This is a genomic window from Streptomyces sp. NPDC037273 (assembly GCF_055603625.1).
Genome location: NZ_JBVJVO010000026.1, coordinates 1 through 16,929 on the forward strand (window position 1 = coordinate 1; position 16,929 = coordinate 16,929).

Consider the following 16,929-nt stretch of genomic DNA (forward strand, 5'->3'; position numbering starts at 1 on the left):
ACCTACCTCCCCTACCAGGTCTACGCCAACTCCATCTTCAACGACACCGCCGGCAAGGCCTACGTCACCCCCACCCCCCTCACCGACGCACTCAAGACCTGGCAGGACACCACCATCAAGTACGGCAACGACCAAGGCTTCACCGTCAACAAGTAGGGCGCCGAGCAGGGCAGGGGCTTACGTCAACATCGTTGACGCCTGGAGCGGGGCAGCGGTTCGATGCTGCCGGCGGGGCGGGTGGCCGCTCGGCCGGCAGCATCCTGCATCTCCTGACGAAGGGCCCCGCTCATGACCGATGTGTCTGACCTCGCCTATATGCCGGCCGCCGAAGCGCTGTCGCGCTTCCGGGACCGGTCGTTGTCTCCGGTCGAGTTGATGGGCGCGGTGATCGCGCGCGCGGAGGCCGTCGAGTCGAAGGTGAACGCGCTTGCCGAGCGGACCTTCGAGGAGGCGATGGCGGCGGCGCGCGAGGCGGAGGCGCGGTACGGGGGCAAGGGGCAGGCGCCGCGGGCGCTGGAGGGGCTCGCGGTGGCGACGAAGGAGGAGCAGCCGATCGCGGGCCGTAGGAGCACGGACGGTTCGCTGGCGTTCCGGGACGAGATCGCCGACGAGACGCACCCGGTGGTGGAGCGGGTGCGGGCGGCGGGTGGCATCGTGCACGCGCGGACGACGACGCCGGAGTTCAGCTGTGCGGCGTTCACGCAGTCGCGGCTGTGGGGTGTGACGCGCAATCCGTGGAACCTGGAGTTCAGTCCGGGTGGTTCGTCGGGGGGTGCCGGTGCGGCGCTGGCGGCCGGTGAGACGACGCTGGCGACGGGCTCGGACATCGGCGGTTCGATCCGCATCCCGGCGTCGTTCACGGGCACGGTCGGGTACAAGCCGCCGTACGGCCGGGTGCCGGCGATGGCGCCGTTCAACCTCGACACGTACTGCCATGACGGCCCGATGGCGCGGACCGTGGCCGATGTGGTGCTGCTGCAGAACGTGATCGCGGGTCCGCATCACCTCGACGCGGTGTCACTGCGGCCGAAGCTGACTCTGCCGGAGCGTTTCGAGGGCGTGACGGGGCTGCGGGTGGCGCTTTCGGTGACGCTCGGGGACTGGCCGGTCGATCCCGAGGTCGAGGCCAACACGCGCGCGGTCGCGGAGGCGTTGCGGACGGCGGGGGCTGTCGTCGAGGAGGTGGAGGTTCCCCTCACGCGTGCGCAGGTGATGGAGGCGGCGCACATCCACTTCGGGTCGATCTTCGGCCCGTACGTCGCGTCGGTCGCCGCCGAGCACGGCGACCTCCTGAACGCGTACGCGCTGGACTTCGCCGAGCGGACCGCCGAGGCGGTGCGTGAGCCGGGCAGCATCATGCGGGGTCTCGAACTGGAGGCGTCGATCCAGACGACGCTCGGCGTGCTCCTTGACCGTTACGACGTGCTGCTGTGCCCGACGACGGCGATCCCGGCGCTGCGGGCGGACGACGACTACCTCTCCACCAAGGTCGTGATCAACGGCGTCGAGCTCGACACCTATCTGGAGGCGGCGATGACCACGGTCTTCAACATCGCCAGCCGCTGCCCGGTCCTGAGCGTCCCGTCCGGGTTCGCCTCGACGGGCGTGCCGACGGGTGTGCAGATCGTCGGGCGCACCTATGACGACGCGACCGTGTTCCGGGTCGCCTCGGCCGTCGAGTCGGTACGTCCCTGGGGCGGCCGTCCGGCTCTCTGAGGGGGGAAGCGGTCACCGGCGCAACGCTTCTGACCTGCCGTCATCCGGATCTCCCAGGCCCCGTGTGGATCTTGTGCGGGTCGGCGGCAGGTCCTGCACCGAATTGCCGCCGGGGGGTCGTCTCGTACCGGCGTTCTGGAAGGCTCCGTTCGACCTGTCCGACACAGGAGTTGTCTGACACACGAGTTGTCCGGCACACGAGTTGTCCGGCAGTCGAGTTGTCCGACACACGAGCAACGGAGGCGACCTCACATGCCCTCAAGGCGAATACGTCGAGCCTGGCTGACGGCAGCCGCCGCGGCCTCGCTCGCGTTCACCGGTCTGGTGACTCCGGCCCAGGCCGGGGACGTTCCGCGCGGGGCCGCGGATTCCACGGTCCAGGAGCCGCTGGCGGCCGAGGCGGTCGCGTCGCCGATGGCGGCGGAGGCCTGGACGTCGCCGGGTGGCGCGGCCGTGCCGGGTGACTTCACGATGTCGCCGGGCGCGCTGAACGCCGAGACCACGACGCGGGTGACGCGGCTTGACTCGGTGCTGCCCAAGTCGGGTGTGCAGAACCTGCTGATCGGCGCGAACCGGACGGTGGATCCGTGGTGTTCCCGCGACCCGTTCGGCACCGCGTCCGATCCTGATATCAAGTACTGCCTACAGAGCGACGATTCGACGTCGCGCGAGTGGGTGCCCCAGGGCTTCAGCGGCGTGTCCGACGCCAAGGACAACGAACTGTGGGGCACGGCGGGGAACATCCAGCTGTTCGCCTCGTACGACGGCTGGGACCCGGGCCGCGAGACCGACCCGAACCCGGCGACCGGTGACTGCACCACGGCCGAGCTGGAGGCCGACGACGCCTGCAACCAGAAGGGCGTCCGGATCACCTTCGTACAGAGCCGGACCAACCCGGCCACCGGCAGCCCCGAGATCAAGTACCGCCACGTGCTGCTCGGCTGGACGTACATCAACTCCGCCGACCACGTCTCCTTCGACGGGCTGCACGCCTCCGAGTACCCGATCCAGAAGGGCGTCCACGCCGGCGGGATCGTCTGGTACGGCAACTACCTGTACGTCGCCGACACCCGCAACGGCCTGCGCGTCTTCGACATGCGCTACATCATGGACCTGGACCCGGACGGCGACCCCGCCACGCACGACGCGATGGGCGCGGACACGGACGGTGTGAAGACGACGGCCGACGTCCAGGACAAGACAAAGGTCGGCCGCCACGACAACGTCTGGTACAGCTTCGGCTACCGCTACGTGATGCCGCAGGTCGCCGCCTGGAAGTTCAAGGCGACCCAGAGCAACCCGGCCGGGTCCTACGCCTGTGTGTCGACCGGCGCCCCCAAGGCCTCGTACATCTCCCTCGACCGCAGCACCACCCCTGACCGCCTCCTCATGGGCGAGTACTGCCGTCCGGCCACCGGCTACCCCTCCACCGGCCGGATCGCCTCCTACCCCGTCGCCGACCTCGAAGGCCGCTCGGCCGACGTCACCGCCGAAGGCTGGGCCAACTACCTGCCGCTGACCAACGGCGGCGCCCAGGGCGCGGCGGCCGCCGGCGGCACCCTGTACGTCAACGAGTCCAAGGGCACCGACGAGCCCGGGAACCTCTGGCGCTACCAGTGGAGCAACGGCCAACTGGTACAGAAGGGAGCGGCCGTCAAGACCGCCCGTGGCGCCGAGGACCTCTACATCGATCGCGGCACCGGCCGCCTCTGGTCCCTCTCGGAGCACCGCCCCGGCTCGGCCTCCGACTGCACCTCCACCCGCGACCCGGCCGACCCCGCCGGCACGGACTACTGCCAGCGCGTCCTCTACGGCCACAAGCTGAGCTGGCTCGACGCCCAGCCGTAGCGGCGGCTCCCTCTCCCCGTACTCCGATCAGGCCGGGATCGCCGGACCGCCGAGCGCGCGTACGGCCTCCACGATCAGGTCCCAGAACCGGTCGGCGTCGACCTCCACGGCGACGTCGACCTGGGCGGGCCGCCCCGTCACCCCGTGCAGGTCCACGACCGTGGCGCCCCGCGTGTGGGTGCCGTTCAGCTCTACGGCCACCGCCGCCCGCACCAACCTGGTGAGCGACGGGTCGATGAGGTGGGCGACGGTCAGCGGATCATGGAGCGGGGGCGCGTCGAAGCCGAACACCTCACGGTAGGTCGACGCGAAGTACGTGAGCAGATCGACGCAGAGCCCTGCGAGCGGCGTCCCGAGGGCCGCGATCCGCGCGATCACCTCAGGAGTGGCCCGTACCTGGTGGGTGGCGTTGAGCCCGAACATCGTGACGGGCAGCCCGCTGCGGAACACGATGTCCGCCGCCTCCGGATCACAGAGAACGTTGAACTCGGCGGCGGGTGTCGTGTTGCCTCGGTCCGTCGAACCGCCCATCAGCACGATCCGCTCGATCCGCCCCACGAGTTCGGGATGCGCGAGCAGGAACACCGCGATGTTCGTCAGCGGCCCCGTCGGGACGAGCGTCACCGGTGTCGGGTGCGCGAGCAGCGTCTCCCTGATCAGGCTGACGGCGTCGCGCGGGTCCCGCGGCACCTCCGGCTCCCCCTCCGCAAAACCGGGCCCGTCCAGGCCCGACTCCCCGTGAATGTCCTCCGCGACCCTCGCCGGCCCGTGCAGCGGCCTGTCCCGCCCCGCCGCGACCGGCACACCCTTGATCCCCGCCACCGAACAGACCCTGCGGGCGTTCAGCGTGGTCTTCTCCAGCGTCTGGTTCCCCGCGACCGTGGTGATCGCGAGCAGGTCGATCGCGGGATGCGCGGCGGCGAGCAGGATGTTGAAGGCGTCGTCATGTCCGGGATCGCAGTCGAGAATCACGGGGACTGGCATGCGTCCACCGTCGCACACTCCCCCGCGCGAGCGAAGGAGGCGGGCCCAGGAAGGGCGCGTTCCCGCGCGAGTCGACATCGCGAACTACTGTTTCGTGGCGCGGGACATGAGCAGGCGTCAGAATCGACGCGTGACAGTGACCCAGGAGCACGTGGCGATACAGAAGGTCTGGGACCAGCAGAGCATCTGGTCCCAGAGCGCGAACCGGCTGAAGACGCAGGTGGAGGCGGCACGCTCCAGGGCGCTGACACTGGCCGTCACAGCCGCGGTGCTCGCCACGGCCGCCGCGCAGGCCATGGACTGGAACAAGGGCGTGGGAGCGGCACTCGCTTTCCTCGCCGCACTGGCCGCCGGCGCGTCTCCCCTGCTCGCCCACCGCGGAGGCCCCGGCCGCCTCAGCGACTGGATCCGCACCCGCGCGGTGTCGGAGGCCCTCAAGGGCGAGGTCTACACGTGCCTCGCCGGCGTCGGGCCCTACCGGGACCGGGACCAGGCCGTGACGCTGCTCGCCGACCGGGTCGACGCGTTCCGCAGCGACGCCACCGACCTCTTACGCCACACCTCAGGCGTCTCGCCGAAGGTCCGGTCGCTGCCGCCGGTGGTCGACGTCGACAGCTACGTGCGGCACCGCCTGCGCGGCCAGATCGACGGCTACTACCGGCCCAAGGCCGCATGGATGCAAACCAGGGTCGAGCGCCTTGGCAAGGTCGAGCTCGCCCTGGGAGCCTTGGGCGCACTGCTCGCCGCCGCCGCCGGCGCGTTCTCCCTCGGAGGCCTCGCCGCCTGGGTCGGCGTCGCCGCCTCGGTCACGATCGCGGTCACCGCCCACGGCATAGCGCAGCGATACGCCTACCAGCACCTGGAGTTCCTCCGCACGGCCGAGGAACTGGAGCGGCTGCTCGGCCGCTGGGCCGGGAGCGCCGACCGGAGCGAGGACGCGGCCGCGGAGCTCGTCCAGAGGTGCGAGCACGCCGTCTCCATCCAGAACGAGGCGTGGATGATCAGGTGGACCGTCGGGTGAGCGAGGGGGCGCTGGACGGCGGGACCCGGGACCTCGAGATCGAGCGCCGATACGCCGAGCTGCTCATTCCACGACGCCGAAGGAGGGCGGATGGGGAGCCCGTCGAGGCGGCCGAGGTCTACGTTCCGCTGACCGCCGTCCCCGCGAGCGGGGGCGGGCCGGCGTTTCCCGCGGAGCAGGTCATCGGTCCGGGGCGGCGTTCGGTGCTCCGCGGGGTCGCGGGGTCCGGGAAGACGACGCTGATCCGGAGGTCGGTCGAGGAGCGTGCTCGCGGGCTCGCCCGCCTCACGGGTGACGGATTGGTGCCCTTCCCCTTCACCGTGGGCTCCCTGCGAAGAGGACACGCCACGGGCGACGCGGAAGGTCTCCTGCGCGGTCTCGACGTGAAGCTGCCGGATTCCCTGGCGTCTCCCGGTTGGATCGAGCGGGTACTGGTGGCCGGACGCGGACTGTTGCTCGTCGACGCGTTCGACGAGGCCTCCCCTGGCGACCAGCAGGTCACGGTGGCCTGGCTCCGCGAGATCCTGAAGGCCTACCCCCACACCGCCTGCCTCGTGGCCAAGCGCGGGAGGGAGGTCGACAGGGGCCTGACGTCGTTCGACTTCCAGGACTTCGACCTCAATCCCATGCACGTTTCCGATGTGCGGCACTTCGTCGAACTATGGCGGGACGAGTTCCTTCCCTCCAGGAACATGAGGGCCACGGTCCGGGCCAGAGAGTCTTTCCTCGGGGACGTCGAGACGCATCCCACCCTGAGGGAGCTGGTGGCCAATCCCCTGATCTGTTCCTACCTCTGCACGACGTACTACGAACGCGGCCTCCATCCTCCCCTGAACCGAGCCGAGTTGTGCCGTGCCATTCTCACGATGCTCCTGAGCCGGCCCCCCGCCGCCCCGTTCGACTCGCCTGACGAACTGCTGCTCTCCGATACCCAACAGGTGATGGTCCTCCAGCGGATCGCCGTGTTCCTGCAACGGAACGGGCTCCGGGAGGCAAGCCTCGCGCAGGCGCGCCGGCAGACGGCGGCAGCCCTTTCCCATGCGCTTCCCTCCCTTGCGGACGACGCCGCCGGGGAGGTCCTCGGGCGGATGCTCAGGCACAGCGGCGTCCTGACCTCGCCCGGTGGACGGAGCGTCGCTTTCACCCATCGCTCGCTTCAGGAGTTCCTCGCCGCGAAGGACCTCCTGGAGAGTGACTCCATCACCGAGCTGCTCCGGCGCGTCGGCGAGGAGCAGTGGCGGGGCGTCTTCCTCCACGCCGTCGGATACGCGCGACCGAGAGAACGGACCGGACTCATCGAGGCACTGCTGAGCCGCGGCCAAGTGGAGCCCGAGCTCAGCTGGCAGCTTTGGCCACTGGCCGCCGAGGCCGTCCGGGAAGTGCCGGAGCTCGACCACCGCGTCCGCGAGGAGGTCGAGGCGCGCCTGGGGGAAATCATCCCGCCCCGCACCGCGGACGGCGCGCTCGCGCTGGCCCGCGGCGGCGCGAGCGTCCTGCCACTTCTTCCCGATCCTGAGGACCTGGTACCGGACGACCCCACCACGCAACTCCTGCTGCTCACAGTCGAGATGATCGGAGGACCGGAAGCCGAGGCATACCGGGCACGGGTCCCGGCACCGACTCCGCCCGCTCCGGAACCGGCGGACGACGGCGAACGGTTCCGATCCGGGCCCCGCTCTCTCTCCCCGCTCGTCGTCGAGACCTGGAACCACGAGACCGTCGGCCGGACGCCCGCCGCCAGGTCGACCGAACTCCCCCGGAACCAAGGGCGGGTGGCGCAGAGAGGAGCCACGGGCGACGGGGGTCGCCTCCAGTACCGCGGAGACGTGGCGGACTTCTCCGCGCTGCGGCGGGCGCCGCTCCTCCACACGCTCGTGATCGACGACAACCCGTCCCTGACGCACCTCGACGACCTCGCGGGGCTGCCCAGGCTGCGCACGCTGGTGATCTCCGACTGCTTCCGGCTGCTCGACCTGTCGGCACTGGCCTCGACCGGCGTGATGTTCCTGGAGATCTCGCCGACACCGGCCGACGAGGTGCTCGACACGCTGGCCTCGGCGGGCCGGCTGCGCGCCCTCTATCTCCCGGTCGAGCGTGATCCCTTCGCCCCGGCCCGGCTGGGGAAGCGGCTGAAGGGCGTGGCCGTGCTGCCGGGTCTCCGCATCCACACGTGAGGCAGGGCGGGGCGGTGCAGAATGACAGGACTGACCGGCGGCCGAGGTAGGGGCAAGTGCTGCAGTACGAGAAGGAGTTCGACCCCGCTCAAGGCAGGGGCGACGAGACCCGCGAGGGCGCGTCGCGGTACGCGACCGACGGCGAGGTGTACGTCTTCGACAACGAGAAGGTCGTGCTGGCCGTCAACGTCGCGCTCAAGACCGGCCGCCCCCTCCTGCTCTTCGGGCCGCCGGGCTCGGGCAAGTCGTCGCTCGCCCCGAACGTCGCCCGCATCCTCGGCTGGGACTTCCATCAGCACGTGGTGACGGCGAGGACGGAACCCGAGGACCTGCTGTGGCGGTTCGACGCGCTGCGACGACTGAACGACGCGCAGGCCAAGAAGCTGTGCCCCATCGGCACGTACTACGCCCACGGCCCGCTCTGGCGGGCCTTCAAGGCCGAGCGGGGCCGGCGGTCCGTGGTCCTGATCGACGAGATCGACAAGGCGGACCCCGATCTCCCCAACAGCCTTCTGGGTCCGCTGGGTTCGCTGTCGTTCCCGAAGCCGTGGGACGACCGGTTGAACGTGTCCGCGCAGCCGGGCATGGAACCCCTCGTCGTCATCACCTCCAATGACGAACGCGAGCTGCCCCGGCCGTTCCTGAGGCGCTGCGTCGTCTTCGTACTGGGTGCGCCGTCGCGCGAGCACCTCCTGGAGGTGGCGGCCTCACACCTCGGGGACGACTACGACGAGGACCTCGCCGGGCAGGTGGCGGACGCCATCCTCTTCGCCCGCGGGAAGATGGCGGATTCCGAGGCGGGTCCGAGCACGGCCGAGTTCCTGGACGCGGTGAAGGCCTGTCTGCAGCTGGGTGTCGTACCGGGGACGGAGGAGTGGGACCAGCTGCGTGCCATCACGCTCTACAAGCGGCGCGAGGGACTGGAGTCCTTCGCGTGAGCGCGCGGGGGGAGGTGTTCCTCGGCGACCTGGTCCGGGCAACCGCGGGGTTACGGGCCTCGGATTCCGAGACGGTGGCCGCCATCGCCGCTCTGCTCGGGCTCGGGCCTGACGTGCCCGCCCTCGTACCCTCAACCGCGGCCGACCGGCCGTCTCCGGTGGCCCGGCCGGCCGGTCCGGTCCGCATGGCCGACGACGGCGGCACCGAGGCAGAGGCCCGGCACGTGGGCGAGGCCTCTGCCGTGCGGGCGAGGTTGGTCCCGGACCGACCGGCCGACGCGTCGCCGACACCTCGTCGGGCGCCCGCCCCGCGACGCGCGGGGCAGCGCGCCGACCGCCCGGTCGACTTCTCCCTCACGACGCTCGACGGCCTGTCCGCGCCGGTCGTCGGCGCGGCGGTCATCGAGGAGACCACCGTGCCGAGCGGCCCCGAGGCCGAACTGCTCCGTCGCCCCACCGTGACCACCGGGCTTCGCCACGAACCGCCCTGGAAGCAGGGTTGGGCGCGCGGAGTGATGTTCGGAGCCGTGGCGGTGCCGGCCGAGAGCACCGTTTGCGACCAGGCGGCCCTTCTCCGCGGGGTCGCCCGCCAGAAGGCGCTGGTCGCGATCCCGCGCCGGCGGCGCCTCACCACCCGGCGCGGTGTGCAGCTCCTGCTCGACCACGGCAAGGCGATGGTGCCGTTCCAGGACGACCGGATCTGGCTGAGCGACCTCCTGGGCAGCATCGCCGGACGGGACAGGGTCGAGGTGCTGCGGTTCCGCGGCACCCCCCGGCGCGGGGTGGTCCGCGACGATCCGCTCGCCCGTGACCCGTACCGGCCGCCGGCGCCTGGCACGCCGGTCGTCCTCTTCTCCGATCTCGGGCGGATGCGCCCGCCGTTCTCCGGCTCGACCGTCGCGGGTACGGGCGAGTGGCAGGCGTTCGTCGAATCCGTCGTCCACGCGGGCTGCCCCGTCGTATGCCTGACGCCTTATCAGGCATACGCGTATCCCGAGGTGTTACGCAGGCGCGTCGCCTTCATCCCCCTCACGCGCGACATGTCGATCCGGCGTGCGCAGGAGACGACGGCGCGGGTGCGCAGAGCAGTGGGGCTGTAGTGACCGGGCGCGGAGGGGAACGGGGCACGGAGGGGCTGTCCGTCCACAGGGACATGGAGGACTTCATCACCGAACTCGCCGAGGTGAGGCCCGACCTCGTCCGCCTGGCCGAATCCCTCTGTCTCGCCGCCGGTGTCGAGCGGGCGTTCCTGCGCCGCGCCCGGCTGCGCTTCGTGCCCGATTCCACCGCGGGCCTGGAGGCGGAGTTGTGGTTCTCGCCGCTGGTGGAGGCGGCGGGCGAGCACATGCTTCTGCTCGACAGCGGGGCTGCCGAGGTCCTGCGGGGCCGACTGGCCCGGCGGGACCCGACGTCCGCGGTGGCGATCAGGAAGTTCACCGAGGAGGCGCATCGCGAGTCACCCCCCGTGGTGCGCTGGTTCGAGGAGCTGACCTGGGAGGCGCTCTTCCCGTCCGAGACGGCGGACCGCGTCGTACGGGCCGGACTCCGGCGGATGCTCATGGCGGTCGCCGCCGACGCCGACGACGCGGCGGACGACCTCGGCCGATGGGCGCTCCGCTACCTGCCCCGCCTCCCCGAGGAGGTCCTCGGCCTCGACGACGCGTGGCGGATCCAGGTCGCGTCCTCGGAGAGGCTCGGCATCGAGCCGCCGACCGACCGCTTCGATCGCCCCGCGTCGGTCACCGACGGTGCCCGCGCCCTCGTCCGGCGCGAGGTCACCGTCGGCGTACGGGCCAGGCCGGGCGGCGTGGTGGTCAGTTACCCGGCGGCCGCGGACAGCCTGCCGATACGCGCCGTCGGCGGACACACCGTGCGCCTCGACGTGCGGAGCACGCTGGTACCCGCCCGGCACACCGCTCTCCACCGCCTGGAGATCCGGCGGGGGCAGAGCGTCTCCCTGCCGGTCACCGTGGTGCAGCAGCTGCGGGGATCGGGCAAGGTGTGGATAACCCTCGCCCATCCGGGGGCCGCGAGCGAGGTGGCTGTCGCAGCGAAGGCACCCCGTGACGGGGACGTGACGGGCCGGACACGCGCCCACTACGCGGTCCTCATGAAGGACGGGACGATCGTGCTGCACAACGGCGACGGCACCGTGATGGACGAGGTGGCCCCTTGGCCGAGCGGCACCGCACGCCACAGCCTGACCCTGTCCGCCGACGGAAGCCGGCTCGCCTGGATCCAGGACAACGCGGTCCAGCAGTACGCGCCGGGGCGGCGCGGCGTGGAGAGCGGGCCGACCATGACGGGTGACGGGGAGCTGGTGAGTCTGTCCTTCGGCGCCGGGGCCGAAGAGCTGACGGCCCTGTTCGTCTCCGACGGCGAACTCCTCCTCCGAAGTGCTTCGAGGCCGGCATTCCGGTGCGGGCACCCTGTCGCGGGCGTCAGTGCGACCTGGCAGTCCCCGGACGGGGGCGGCGTGGCCCTGGTCGACGGGGTGGGCGACCTGTGGCTGTGCAGGGCCGACTACTTCGGATCCCCCCAGCAGCTCCTGGGCATCGGCTTCACGACGGTGACGGGGAGCGGCGACGGGGCATGGATCGTGGGCGGACGGCTCGACGGCGCCGTGACGGCGTGGCGCGATGACGGCCGCCAGGAATTCCTCCTCGGTACGGCCCCCTGGGCGATCACGGGCCTCGCCGTGAGCACCGACGGCCAGTGGGTGGCCGCGGTCGGCGGTGACGAACGCATGCTGGTCTGGCACCTCGGCGATGTCGAGCGGCGGAGGCCGCGGGAGACGGACCTGGCCGTCCACGCGGACCGCGTGTTCGCCCACCGGGACGGCGGATGGATCGTCAGCGGTGAGGGAGGTCCGGTGGAGCTGCGGACCGAGGATGGTCGCCGCCACCTCGTCGCGCCCGAGGCCGTGGAGGATCGGCCCGGCCCTGCGGTGCCGCCGTGGTTCCGCGGGTGCGCCATGGCCGAGACGGGCGACCTGGGGGCGCGCGGGGAGCTCGCCTCCGAGCTGGTGGAACAGATGCCGGAGATCGCCGCCGCCGGAGTGCGGTGCCTTGCGGTCGGCCCCCTCGTACCGCCTGTCTTCGTCAGCGACCCACGGGGCATCGTGCCCGGCGGGCCCGTAGCCCACGATCTCGGAGCCGTCGCCGGCGTGGTCGAGGCCGCCGATCGGCACGGCATCCGCGTCATCGTCGACCTCCTCCTCCCGGAGGGAGAGTTCGGCAGGCTGAGCCCGGTCGCCAAGGCCAGGGTCTACGACGGTGTGCGCCGTCTGCTCGACCGGGGCGCCGGCGGCGTCCGCCTCCACGCGGTGGAAGGCACCGGCCGACGGCTCCTGAACGACCTGCACCACCTCCTCGACGGATACGAGGATCGCGTGCTCGTGCGCGGCGGCCCGCCGTCCCGGACCGCCGACGAGGACTTCGCGGCGGCCGGTCCGGCCGACCCAGGCGCCATGTTCCACATGGCGACCTCGTCCCTCGGTGACGCCCTGGCCCGGGGTATCCGCGAGGCCGACCACCCATCGGATGACGCATGGACCGCGCTCTTCGTCCTGGCGAGGGCACAGTCCTCTCGGTACTCGGCTCGTCCGGGCTTGCAGTGGCAGCACGTACTGCCCGGCGGCCTCGACCCGGCCCAGCGGCGACTGGCGGCCGCCGTTCTGCTCGGCCTCCCCGGCTGCCCCGCGCTGCCGCTCGACCTGCTGCGCGAGCCGGGGGCCGCCGCCCTCCTCAGGCTGCGCCGTGCGCATCTGGCCCTCTCCCGAGGCACCGTGGACAACTTCCCGTCCAGTCCGGGGACGTTCGCGACACTCCGCACACACGGTGAGGAGACGATCGTCTGCCTGGCGAACTACACCCCCCGGCACACGTTCGTCACCATGGATCCCCAGCGGGTCTGGCGCGCCGAGTCGGCGTGGCGCCTGCTGGACCTCGTCGACGGCACCGTGTTCGAGAGTCGTCCCGGGAAGCCCGCGAACGTCGCGATTCCGGGCATGAGCGTCCGCTGGCTGCTCCGCCTCGCCGGAGCGTCTTCCCTGCGCACCGAGGTGTAGCGGCCATGGCGCGTCCCCGGATCTTCCTCAGCCACAGCTCGTCGAAGTGCACCCCCGAGAGCGGCTGCCGCTGCGTCAAGTACCTCGACGCGATGGAGGCCCATGTCCGCGGTGGCGGTTGTGATCCCGTGGTGGACAGGTCCGTCCTGATCGGCGGTGTCGAGTGGAACGAGGAGGTCCTCAGGGAGGTGAAGAGCGCCCACGGGCTGATCGTCCTCATCTCGCCGCACGCGCTGAGCTCGTTCTACGTCGCGGAGGAGGTGATCATCGCCCTTGCCGAGCGGGTGGCCAGTGACGGCAAGTACGCGCTCATTCCGGTGCTGTTGCCCGGAGTAGGGCGCGCCGACCTCAAGGGATCCGCTCTCGAGAAGCTGGACCTCGGGCGCTTCGACATGGTCGACTGGCCGGCCGAGGCCGGTCCGGGGGCTCCGCCCGACGAGGTCGTCTCGGCCCTCCGGCCGCTGGTCGAGCGGATGGGTGGGGTGCCGCATCCCGAGGTCACCGAGTTCGTGGCGGGGCTGATCAGCGACGTCTCCGACGCCGCTCTGGAGAGGACGGCCTCGGTCCTGGGCGTCGCCACCCTCGCGTACGCCACCGACCACTCCCGCCATCGGGTCGCCCAGGGGCTGCTCGCGGAGCGGCCGGTGCGGCAGCCGGGCGATCCGTGCGCGCTGAAGGACGCGTTCAAGAGCTTTCTGCACCAGGTGCGGGAACCGGAGTGCCGTGCCGACCTCGTCGATACGGTGGTCCCCTTCGCGCGCGTTCCGAAGGACGACGCCGAGGGCCTGCGACGGGTGGCGTCGGTGGATGGGGACCGGGTCGCGCTGCTGCGGTCGACGCTCGGGGAGACGCCGGACATGTACGTCCGCAGGGCGAGCGAGAGCCCCGTGCCCTGGGTGGTTCACAAGCCGGTCCCCGGGATGGGTGCCGGGGGGTTCGCCGAGGAGCTGATCGCGGAGATCAGGGACGTACTCCTCCACGAGATCCTGTTCGACATACCGTGCGACGACGCGGCTCTGGATCACCATCTCGCCCGTCACGAGGAGCGGTCGGGTCCCTTCACCATCGTCCTCCGTCACCCTCCGGACGACCGGCTCCTGGAGACGCTCCTCGCCGAGTTCCCCCGCCTGCTGTTCCTCTTCGCGCACGAGCAGGCGGGGGCGCGCGCCGGGTCCGGAAGCCATCTCCGCCTGGAGGGGATGACGCTCGGTCAGGAGCAGGACATGGTGCGGACGCACCGGGAGTTCCGCTCGCGCCGATGACGTACTGGCGTACGCGCCGATGACGTACCGGCGTACGCGCCCCGGCGCGTTGTCACCCGTGAGTGCTACCGACCGAACAGACGTGGCTTTTCGTTTCTGCCGTCCCGTTCGAGTGCACGGACGGCCGGGGTCCCGCCGCCCGGCTCCGGGGGCCGGTTCACTCGGTGCGGCGCCCGGCGTTTCCGCACTCTGGCGGCGCCGGGGCGTGTCATGGCAGGTCGAACAGGCGAGGAGGAACAGCGCAATGCTGACCCGTAAGGCCGTGTCCATCGAGTCCGTGGAGCCCGCTGAAGGGCGGGAGGGCACGGTGGTGACGCTGAGGGGGCGCGGTTTCGCGCCGCACGTGAGGAACAACTGTGTGGTGATCGGCGGGATGGGAGCGTGTGCGCGCCCGGAGCCGGGGTCCACGGACACCGAGTTGAAGGTGCGGATCGGGCCGGTCGGGAGGATCACGTCGGGCGATCTGCTGATGTGGCCGGGGACGGGGACGGACATCCACACGGAGAAGGTGGATTTCGGCGACACGCTGCTGACCTTCTCGGAGGTGGCGGTGTTCAGGAACGGCGCGCCCGTCTCCTCGGCGGGGATCGACTTCCGGCTCACGGAGGTGTCGCCGGACACGTACTGCGCCGACTTCGAGGCGGCTCCCGCCTCGCGGGTCGAGCTGGGGGGCTATGAAGGCGGCTCGGTGCTGCGGGTCCGCTTCCCGGCCGACCTCAGGATCCCCGCCCGTACGACCGTCGACATCTGTCTGGTGCTCAAGGAACCGACCCTCGCCGTCGACTTCTCGGCGGAGCTCTCGGGCGACGCGGGGGTCGAGGAGTGTCTCGGTGTCATCGCCAAGAGCATCACGACGAACGCGGCCCTGCTCGGGGAGAAGGTGTTCGCCGGCGCCACCCGCAACGCGGACACCGGCGAGTACGAGCTGTATGTGACGAAGCCGTATCTCGAGAACGGCATGTTCGTCGTCCATTTCGGCAAGGCGTCGTGACGTGACGCGCGCCGGACTGCCCTAGGCACACGGCCGACGGGGGCCGCCGCGTGTCGGCGGCCCCTCTCGGGTGTTCTCAGCGCTTTCGTGCGTGGAGGACGTGGGCGTCCAGGGGGAGCGGGCGGTGGCCGACGAGTTCGAGGCCGGCGGCGTCGAGAAGCTGCGCGTACTCGTCGGCGCGGCGTTCGCGGCCGCCTGTGTTGCAGAGCATGTGGAGGTCCCAGGCGGTGGCGAGGGACGGGGTGGCGTCGGTGGGCAGGAGGCGTTCGACGATGAGGAGGTCGGCGTGCGGCGGCATCGCGCGGGCCAGGTGGCGGAGGATGTCGCGGCACCGGTCGTCGTCCCAGTCGTGGAGGACCCGGGAAAGCAGGTACACGTCCCCCGCCGGCGGTACGTCGGCGAAGTCGCCCGTCTGGAAGGCGCAGCGGTCGGCGACGCCGGCGGTAGCGAGCCGGTCGCGTGCGGCGGCGACGACGTGCGGCCGTTCCAGGAGCACTCCGCGCAGGGACGGGTGGGCGGCGAGGACTCGCCCGAGGAGTTCGCCGGTGCCGCCGGCGACGTCGACGACCGTGCGGGGTGCGGGGCCGGACGCGGCGTCCGTGAGGACGGGGTGCGAGGGCAGCGGGTCGAACATCCGGGAGCTCGCGGCCATGGAGCGGTCGAAGGTGGCGGCGAGGACGGGGTCCTTGGCGAAGTGGAGGAAGTGGTTCTCGCCGTAGAGGTGGTCGAAGCCCGGTTCGCCGGTCCGGACGGAGTGGGTCAGCTGCCCGAAGGACTGGTAGAAGGGGCCGCCGTACATCTGTGCCAGGGGGCGCATCGAGCCGGGGGCGTCCTCGCGGAGCAGCAGGCCGGCGGTGGTGAGGCGGAATCCGTCGTGGTCCTCGGTGACCACGCCGAGCATCGCGAGGTAGCGCAGCAGCGTTTCCAGGGCCTGCGGATGCGCGCCGACGGCCTCCGCGAGGCGCGGGACGCCGAGGGGCGTGTCCGGGCTGAGGGCCTCCGGGAGGCGCAGTTCGGCGCAGGTGGCGAGGGCCTGGGTGGTCCAGGCTCCGGTCAGCTGACGCAGGAGCGTTTCCGCCGCCCGGGATTCGGGGGCCGTGGGTGCGGTCGCGCCATCGCCGAGGCGGAGGCCATCGCCGATGTCGACGCCGAGGCCGATGCCGACGCCTAGGCCGTCGCCGGAGGCTGTGCCTGTTTCCTGGTCCGCCAGGTGTTCGGCGAGCAGGTCGCGGTGGTCGCCGCTCGCGTACAGCTCCATGCGGCGGTAGTCGGTCTTGGTGTGGGTGGGGGTGGCGAAGTAGAAGACGGTGCCGTCCTCGTGGGGGTTGTAGCCGCCGCCGTCGGGGACGGCGCCGTGCCGGGCGAGGCTGGCGCGGAGGCCGCTGAGGACGAGGGGGTCGGGGCGGTAGACGTCGAAGGCGAGGTGGGCCTCGTGGTCGTGGTGGCGCTCGTGGGCGGCGAGCGCGGAGAGGGCCGGCACCACGGAGGTGGCGGGCGGCTCGGCGGCCGGGGGTACGGCGAGGGCGAAGATCTCGACCGTACGGTGCTCTCCGCCGGGGCCGGGTACGACGGGCCGGAGAATCCTTACGTCAAGATCGGCGGCGTCGAGTCCGTGGCGGGCGGCGAGGCGGTCGCGGACGACGACGCTCGGCTGGGATCCCGGGTCCTCGGGGAGCCCGCAGGCGGCGAGTCCGGCCCGGAGGCCCGGGAGCGCGGCCGGGAAGACGAGGAGGGCGGCGTGGGCGAAGCGGCAGCGGTCGGCCACGGCCCGCAGTTCGGGGCCGTCGAGGCCGGGCAGGACGCGGGAGAGGAGGACGGAGGTCTCCTGTTCGCGGACGAACTCGGTGGTGGCGCGCAGGCGCCGGAGGTCGTCGGGTGCGAGACCGGGCGCCATGGCAGGGGTACTCATCAGCGGGCATCCTCGGG

11 protein-coding genes and 1 pseudogene are annotated in these 16,929 nt (G+C 71.5%); 10 read left to right on the top strand and 2 right to left on the bottom strand.

Annotated features, from left to right (window positions below; genetic code table 11):
- The 3 genes and pseudogenes from ACZ7G1_RS37260 to ACZ7G1_RS37270 form a co-directional block, all read left to right on the top strand.
- Positions 1–156: pseudogene (locus ACZ7G1_RS37260) on the top strand (sugar ABC transporter substrate-binding protein); the annotation flags it as partial.
- A 132-nt stretch (positions 157–288) separates the two neighbouring features.
- Positions 289–1,716 carry an amidase gene (locus ACZ7G1_RS37265; protein ID WP_470881637.1) on the top strand — a complete coding sequence of 476 codons (1,428 nt, stop codon included), beginning with the start codon at positions 289–291 and terminating at the stop codon, positions 1,714–1,716.
- A gap of 252 nt (positions 1,717–1,968) precedes the next feature.
- The gene (locus ACZ7G1_RS37270) at positions 1,969–3,564 is read left to right on the top strand and encodes a hypothetical protein (protein WP_470881639.1); all 1,596 of its coding nucleotides are present in this window, start codon (positions 1,969–1,971) and stop codon (positions 3,562–3,564) included.
- 27 nt (positions 3,565–3,591) lie between these two features.
- On the opposite strand, the gene ACZ7G1_RS37275 is transcribed toward ACZ7G1_RS37270, so the two are convergent.
- Positions 3,592–4,548: a nucleoside hydrolase gene (locus ACZ7G1_RS37275; protein WP_470881641.1), complete on the bottom strand. Its 957-nt coding sequence runs from the start codon at positions 4,546–4,548 to the stop codon at positions 3,592–3,594.
- Positions 4,549–4,678: 130 nt separating this feature from the next.
- Here ACZ7G1_RS37275 and ACZ7G1_RS37280 point away from each other — a divergent pair, with 130 nt between their 5' ends.
- The 7 genes from ACZ7G1_RS37280 (at position 4,679) to ACZ7G1_RS37310 (ending at position 15,003) form a co-directional block, all read left to right on the top strand.
- Positions 4,679–5,569, top strand: a complete 891-nt coding sequence (locus ACZ7G1_RS37280) for a DUF4231 domain-containing protein (protein WP_470881643.1) — start codon at positions 4,679–4,681, stop codon at positions 5,567–5,569.
- Positions 5,554–7,743, top strand: a complete 2,190-nt coding sequence (locus ACZ7G1_RS37285) for an NACHT domain-containing protein (protein ID WP_470881645.1) — start codon at positions 5,554–5,556, stop codon at positions 7,741–7,743. Before ACZ7G1_RS37280 ends, ACZ7G1_RS37285 begins: the two co-directional genes overlap by 16 nt.
- Before the next feature lie 56 nt (positions 7,744–7,799).
- Positions 7,800–8,681 carry an AAA family ATPase gene (locus ACZ7G1_RS37290; RefSeq protein ID WP_470881647.1) on the top strand — a complete coding sequence of 294 codons (882 nt, stop codon included), beginning with the start codon at positions 7,800–7,802 and terminating at the stop codon, positions 8,679–8,681.
- Positions 8,678–9,781, top strand: a complete 1,104-nt coding sequence (locus ACZ7G1_RS37295) for a hypothetical protein (protein WP_470881649.1) — start codon at positions 8,678–8,680, stop codon at positions 9,779–9,781. Before ACZ7G1_RS37290 ends, ACZ7G1_RS37295 begins: the two co-directional genes overlap by 4 nt.
- A 53-nt stretch (positions 9,782–9,834) precedes the next feature.
- Positions 9,835–12,750: a DUF3459 domain-containing protein gene (locus ACZ7G1_RS37300; RefSeq protein ID WP_470881651.1), complete on the top strand. Its 2,916-nt coding sequence runs from the start codon at positions 9,835–9,837 to the stop codon at positions 12,748–12,750.
- A 5-nt stretch (positions 12,751–12,755) separates the two neighbouring features.
- Positions 12,756–14,012 (top strand): TIR domain-containing protein, encoded by a 1,257-nt coding sequence (locus ACZ7G1_RS37305; protein ID WP_470881653.1) that lies wholly within the window; start codon positions 12,756–12,758, stop codon positions 14,010–14,012.
- Positions 14,013–14,256: 244 nt separating this feature from the next.
- Entirely contained in the window at positions 14,257–15,003 is a 747-nt protein-coding gene (locus tag ACZ7G1_RS37310) for an IPT/TIG domain-containing protein (RefSeq protein ID WP_470881655.1), read from the top strand.
- 76 nt (positions 15,004–15,079) lie between these two features.
- Here ACZ7G1_RS37310 and ACZ7G1_RS37315 read toward each other — a convergent pair whose 3' ends face one another.
- Entirely contained in the window at positions 15,080–16,912 is a 1,833-nt protein-coding gene (locus tag ACZ7G1_RS37315) for a methyltransferase (RefSeq protein ID WP_470881656.1), read from the bottom strand.
- Positions 16,913–16,929 lie beyond the last annotated feature (17 nt).

Bases quoted from the DNA above. Each gene is read 5' to 3' on its own strand.
- ACZ7G1_RS37265 (WP_470881637.1), top strand. From the start codon at position 289: ATGACCGATGTGTCTGACCTCGCCTATATGCCGGCCGCCGAAGCGCTG.
- ACZ7G1_RS37270 (WP_470881639.1), top strand. From the start codon at position 1,969: ATGCCCTCAAGGCGAATACGTCGAGCCTGGCTGACGGCAGCCGCCGCG.
- ACZ7G1_RS37275 (WP_470881641.1), bottom strand. From the start codon at position 4,548: ATGCCAGTCCCCGTGATTCTCGACTGCGATCCCGGACATGACGACGCC.
- ACZ7G1_RS37300 (WP_470881651.1), top strand. From the start codon at position 9,835: ATGGAGGACTTCATCACCGAACTCGCCGAGGTGAGGCCCGACCTCGTC.
- ACZ7G1_RS37305 (WP_470881653.1), top strand. From the start codon at position 12,756: ATGGCGCGTCCCCGGATCTTCCTCAGCCACAGCTCGTCGAAGTGCACC.
- ACZ7G1_RS37310 (WP_470881655.1), top strand. From the start codon at position 14,257: ATGCTGACCCGTAAGGCCGTGTCCATCGAGTCCGTGGAGCCCGCTGAA.
- ACZ7G1_RS37315 (WP_470881656.1), bottom strand. From the start codon at position 16,912: ATGAGTACCCCTGCCATGGCGCCCGGTCTCGCACCCGACGACCTCCGG.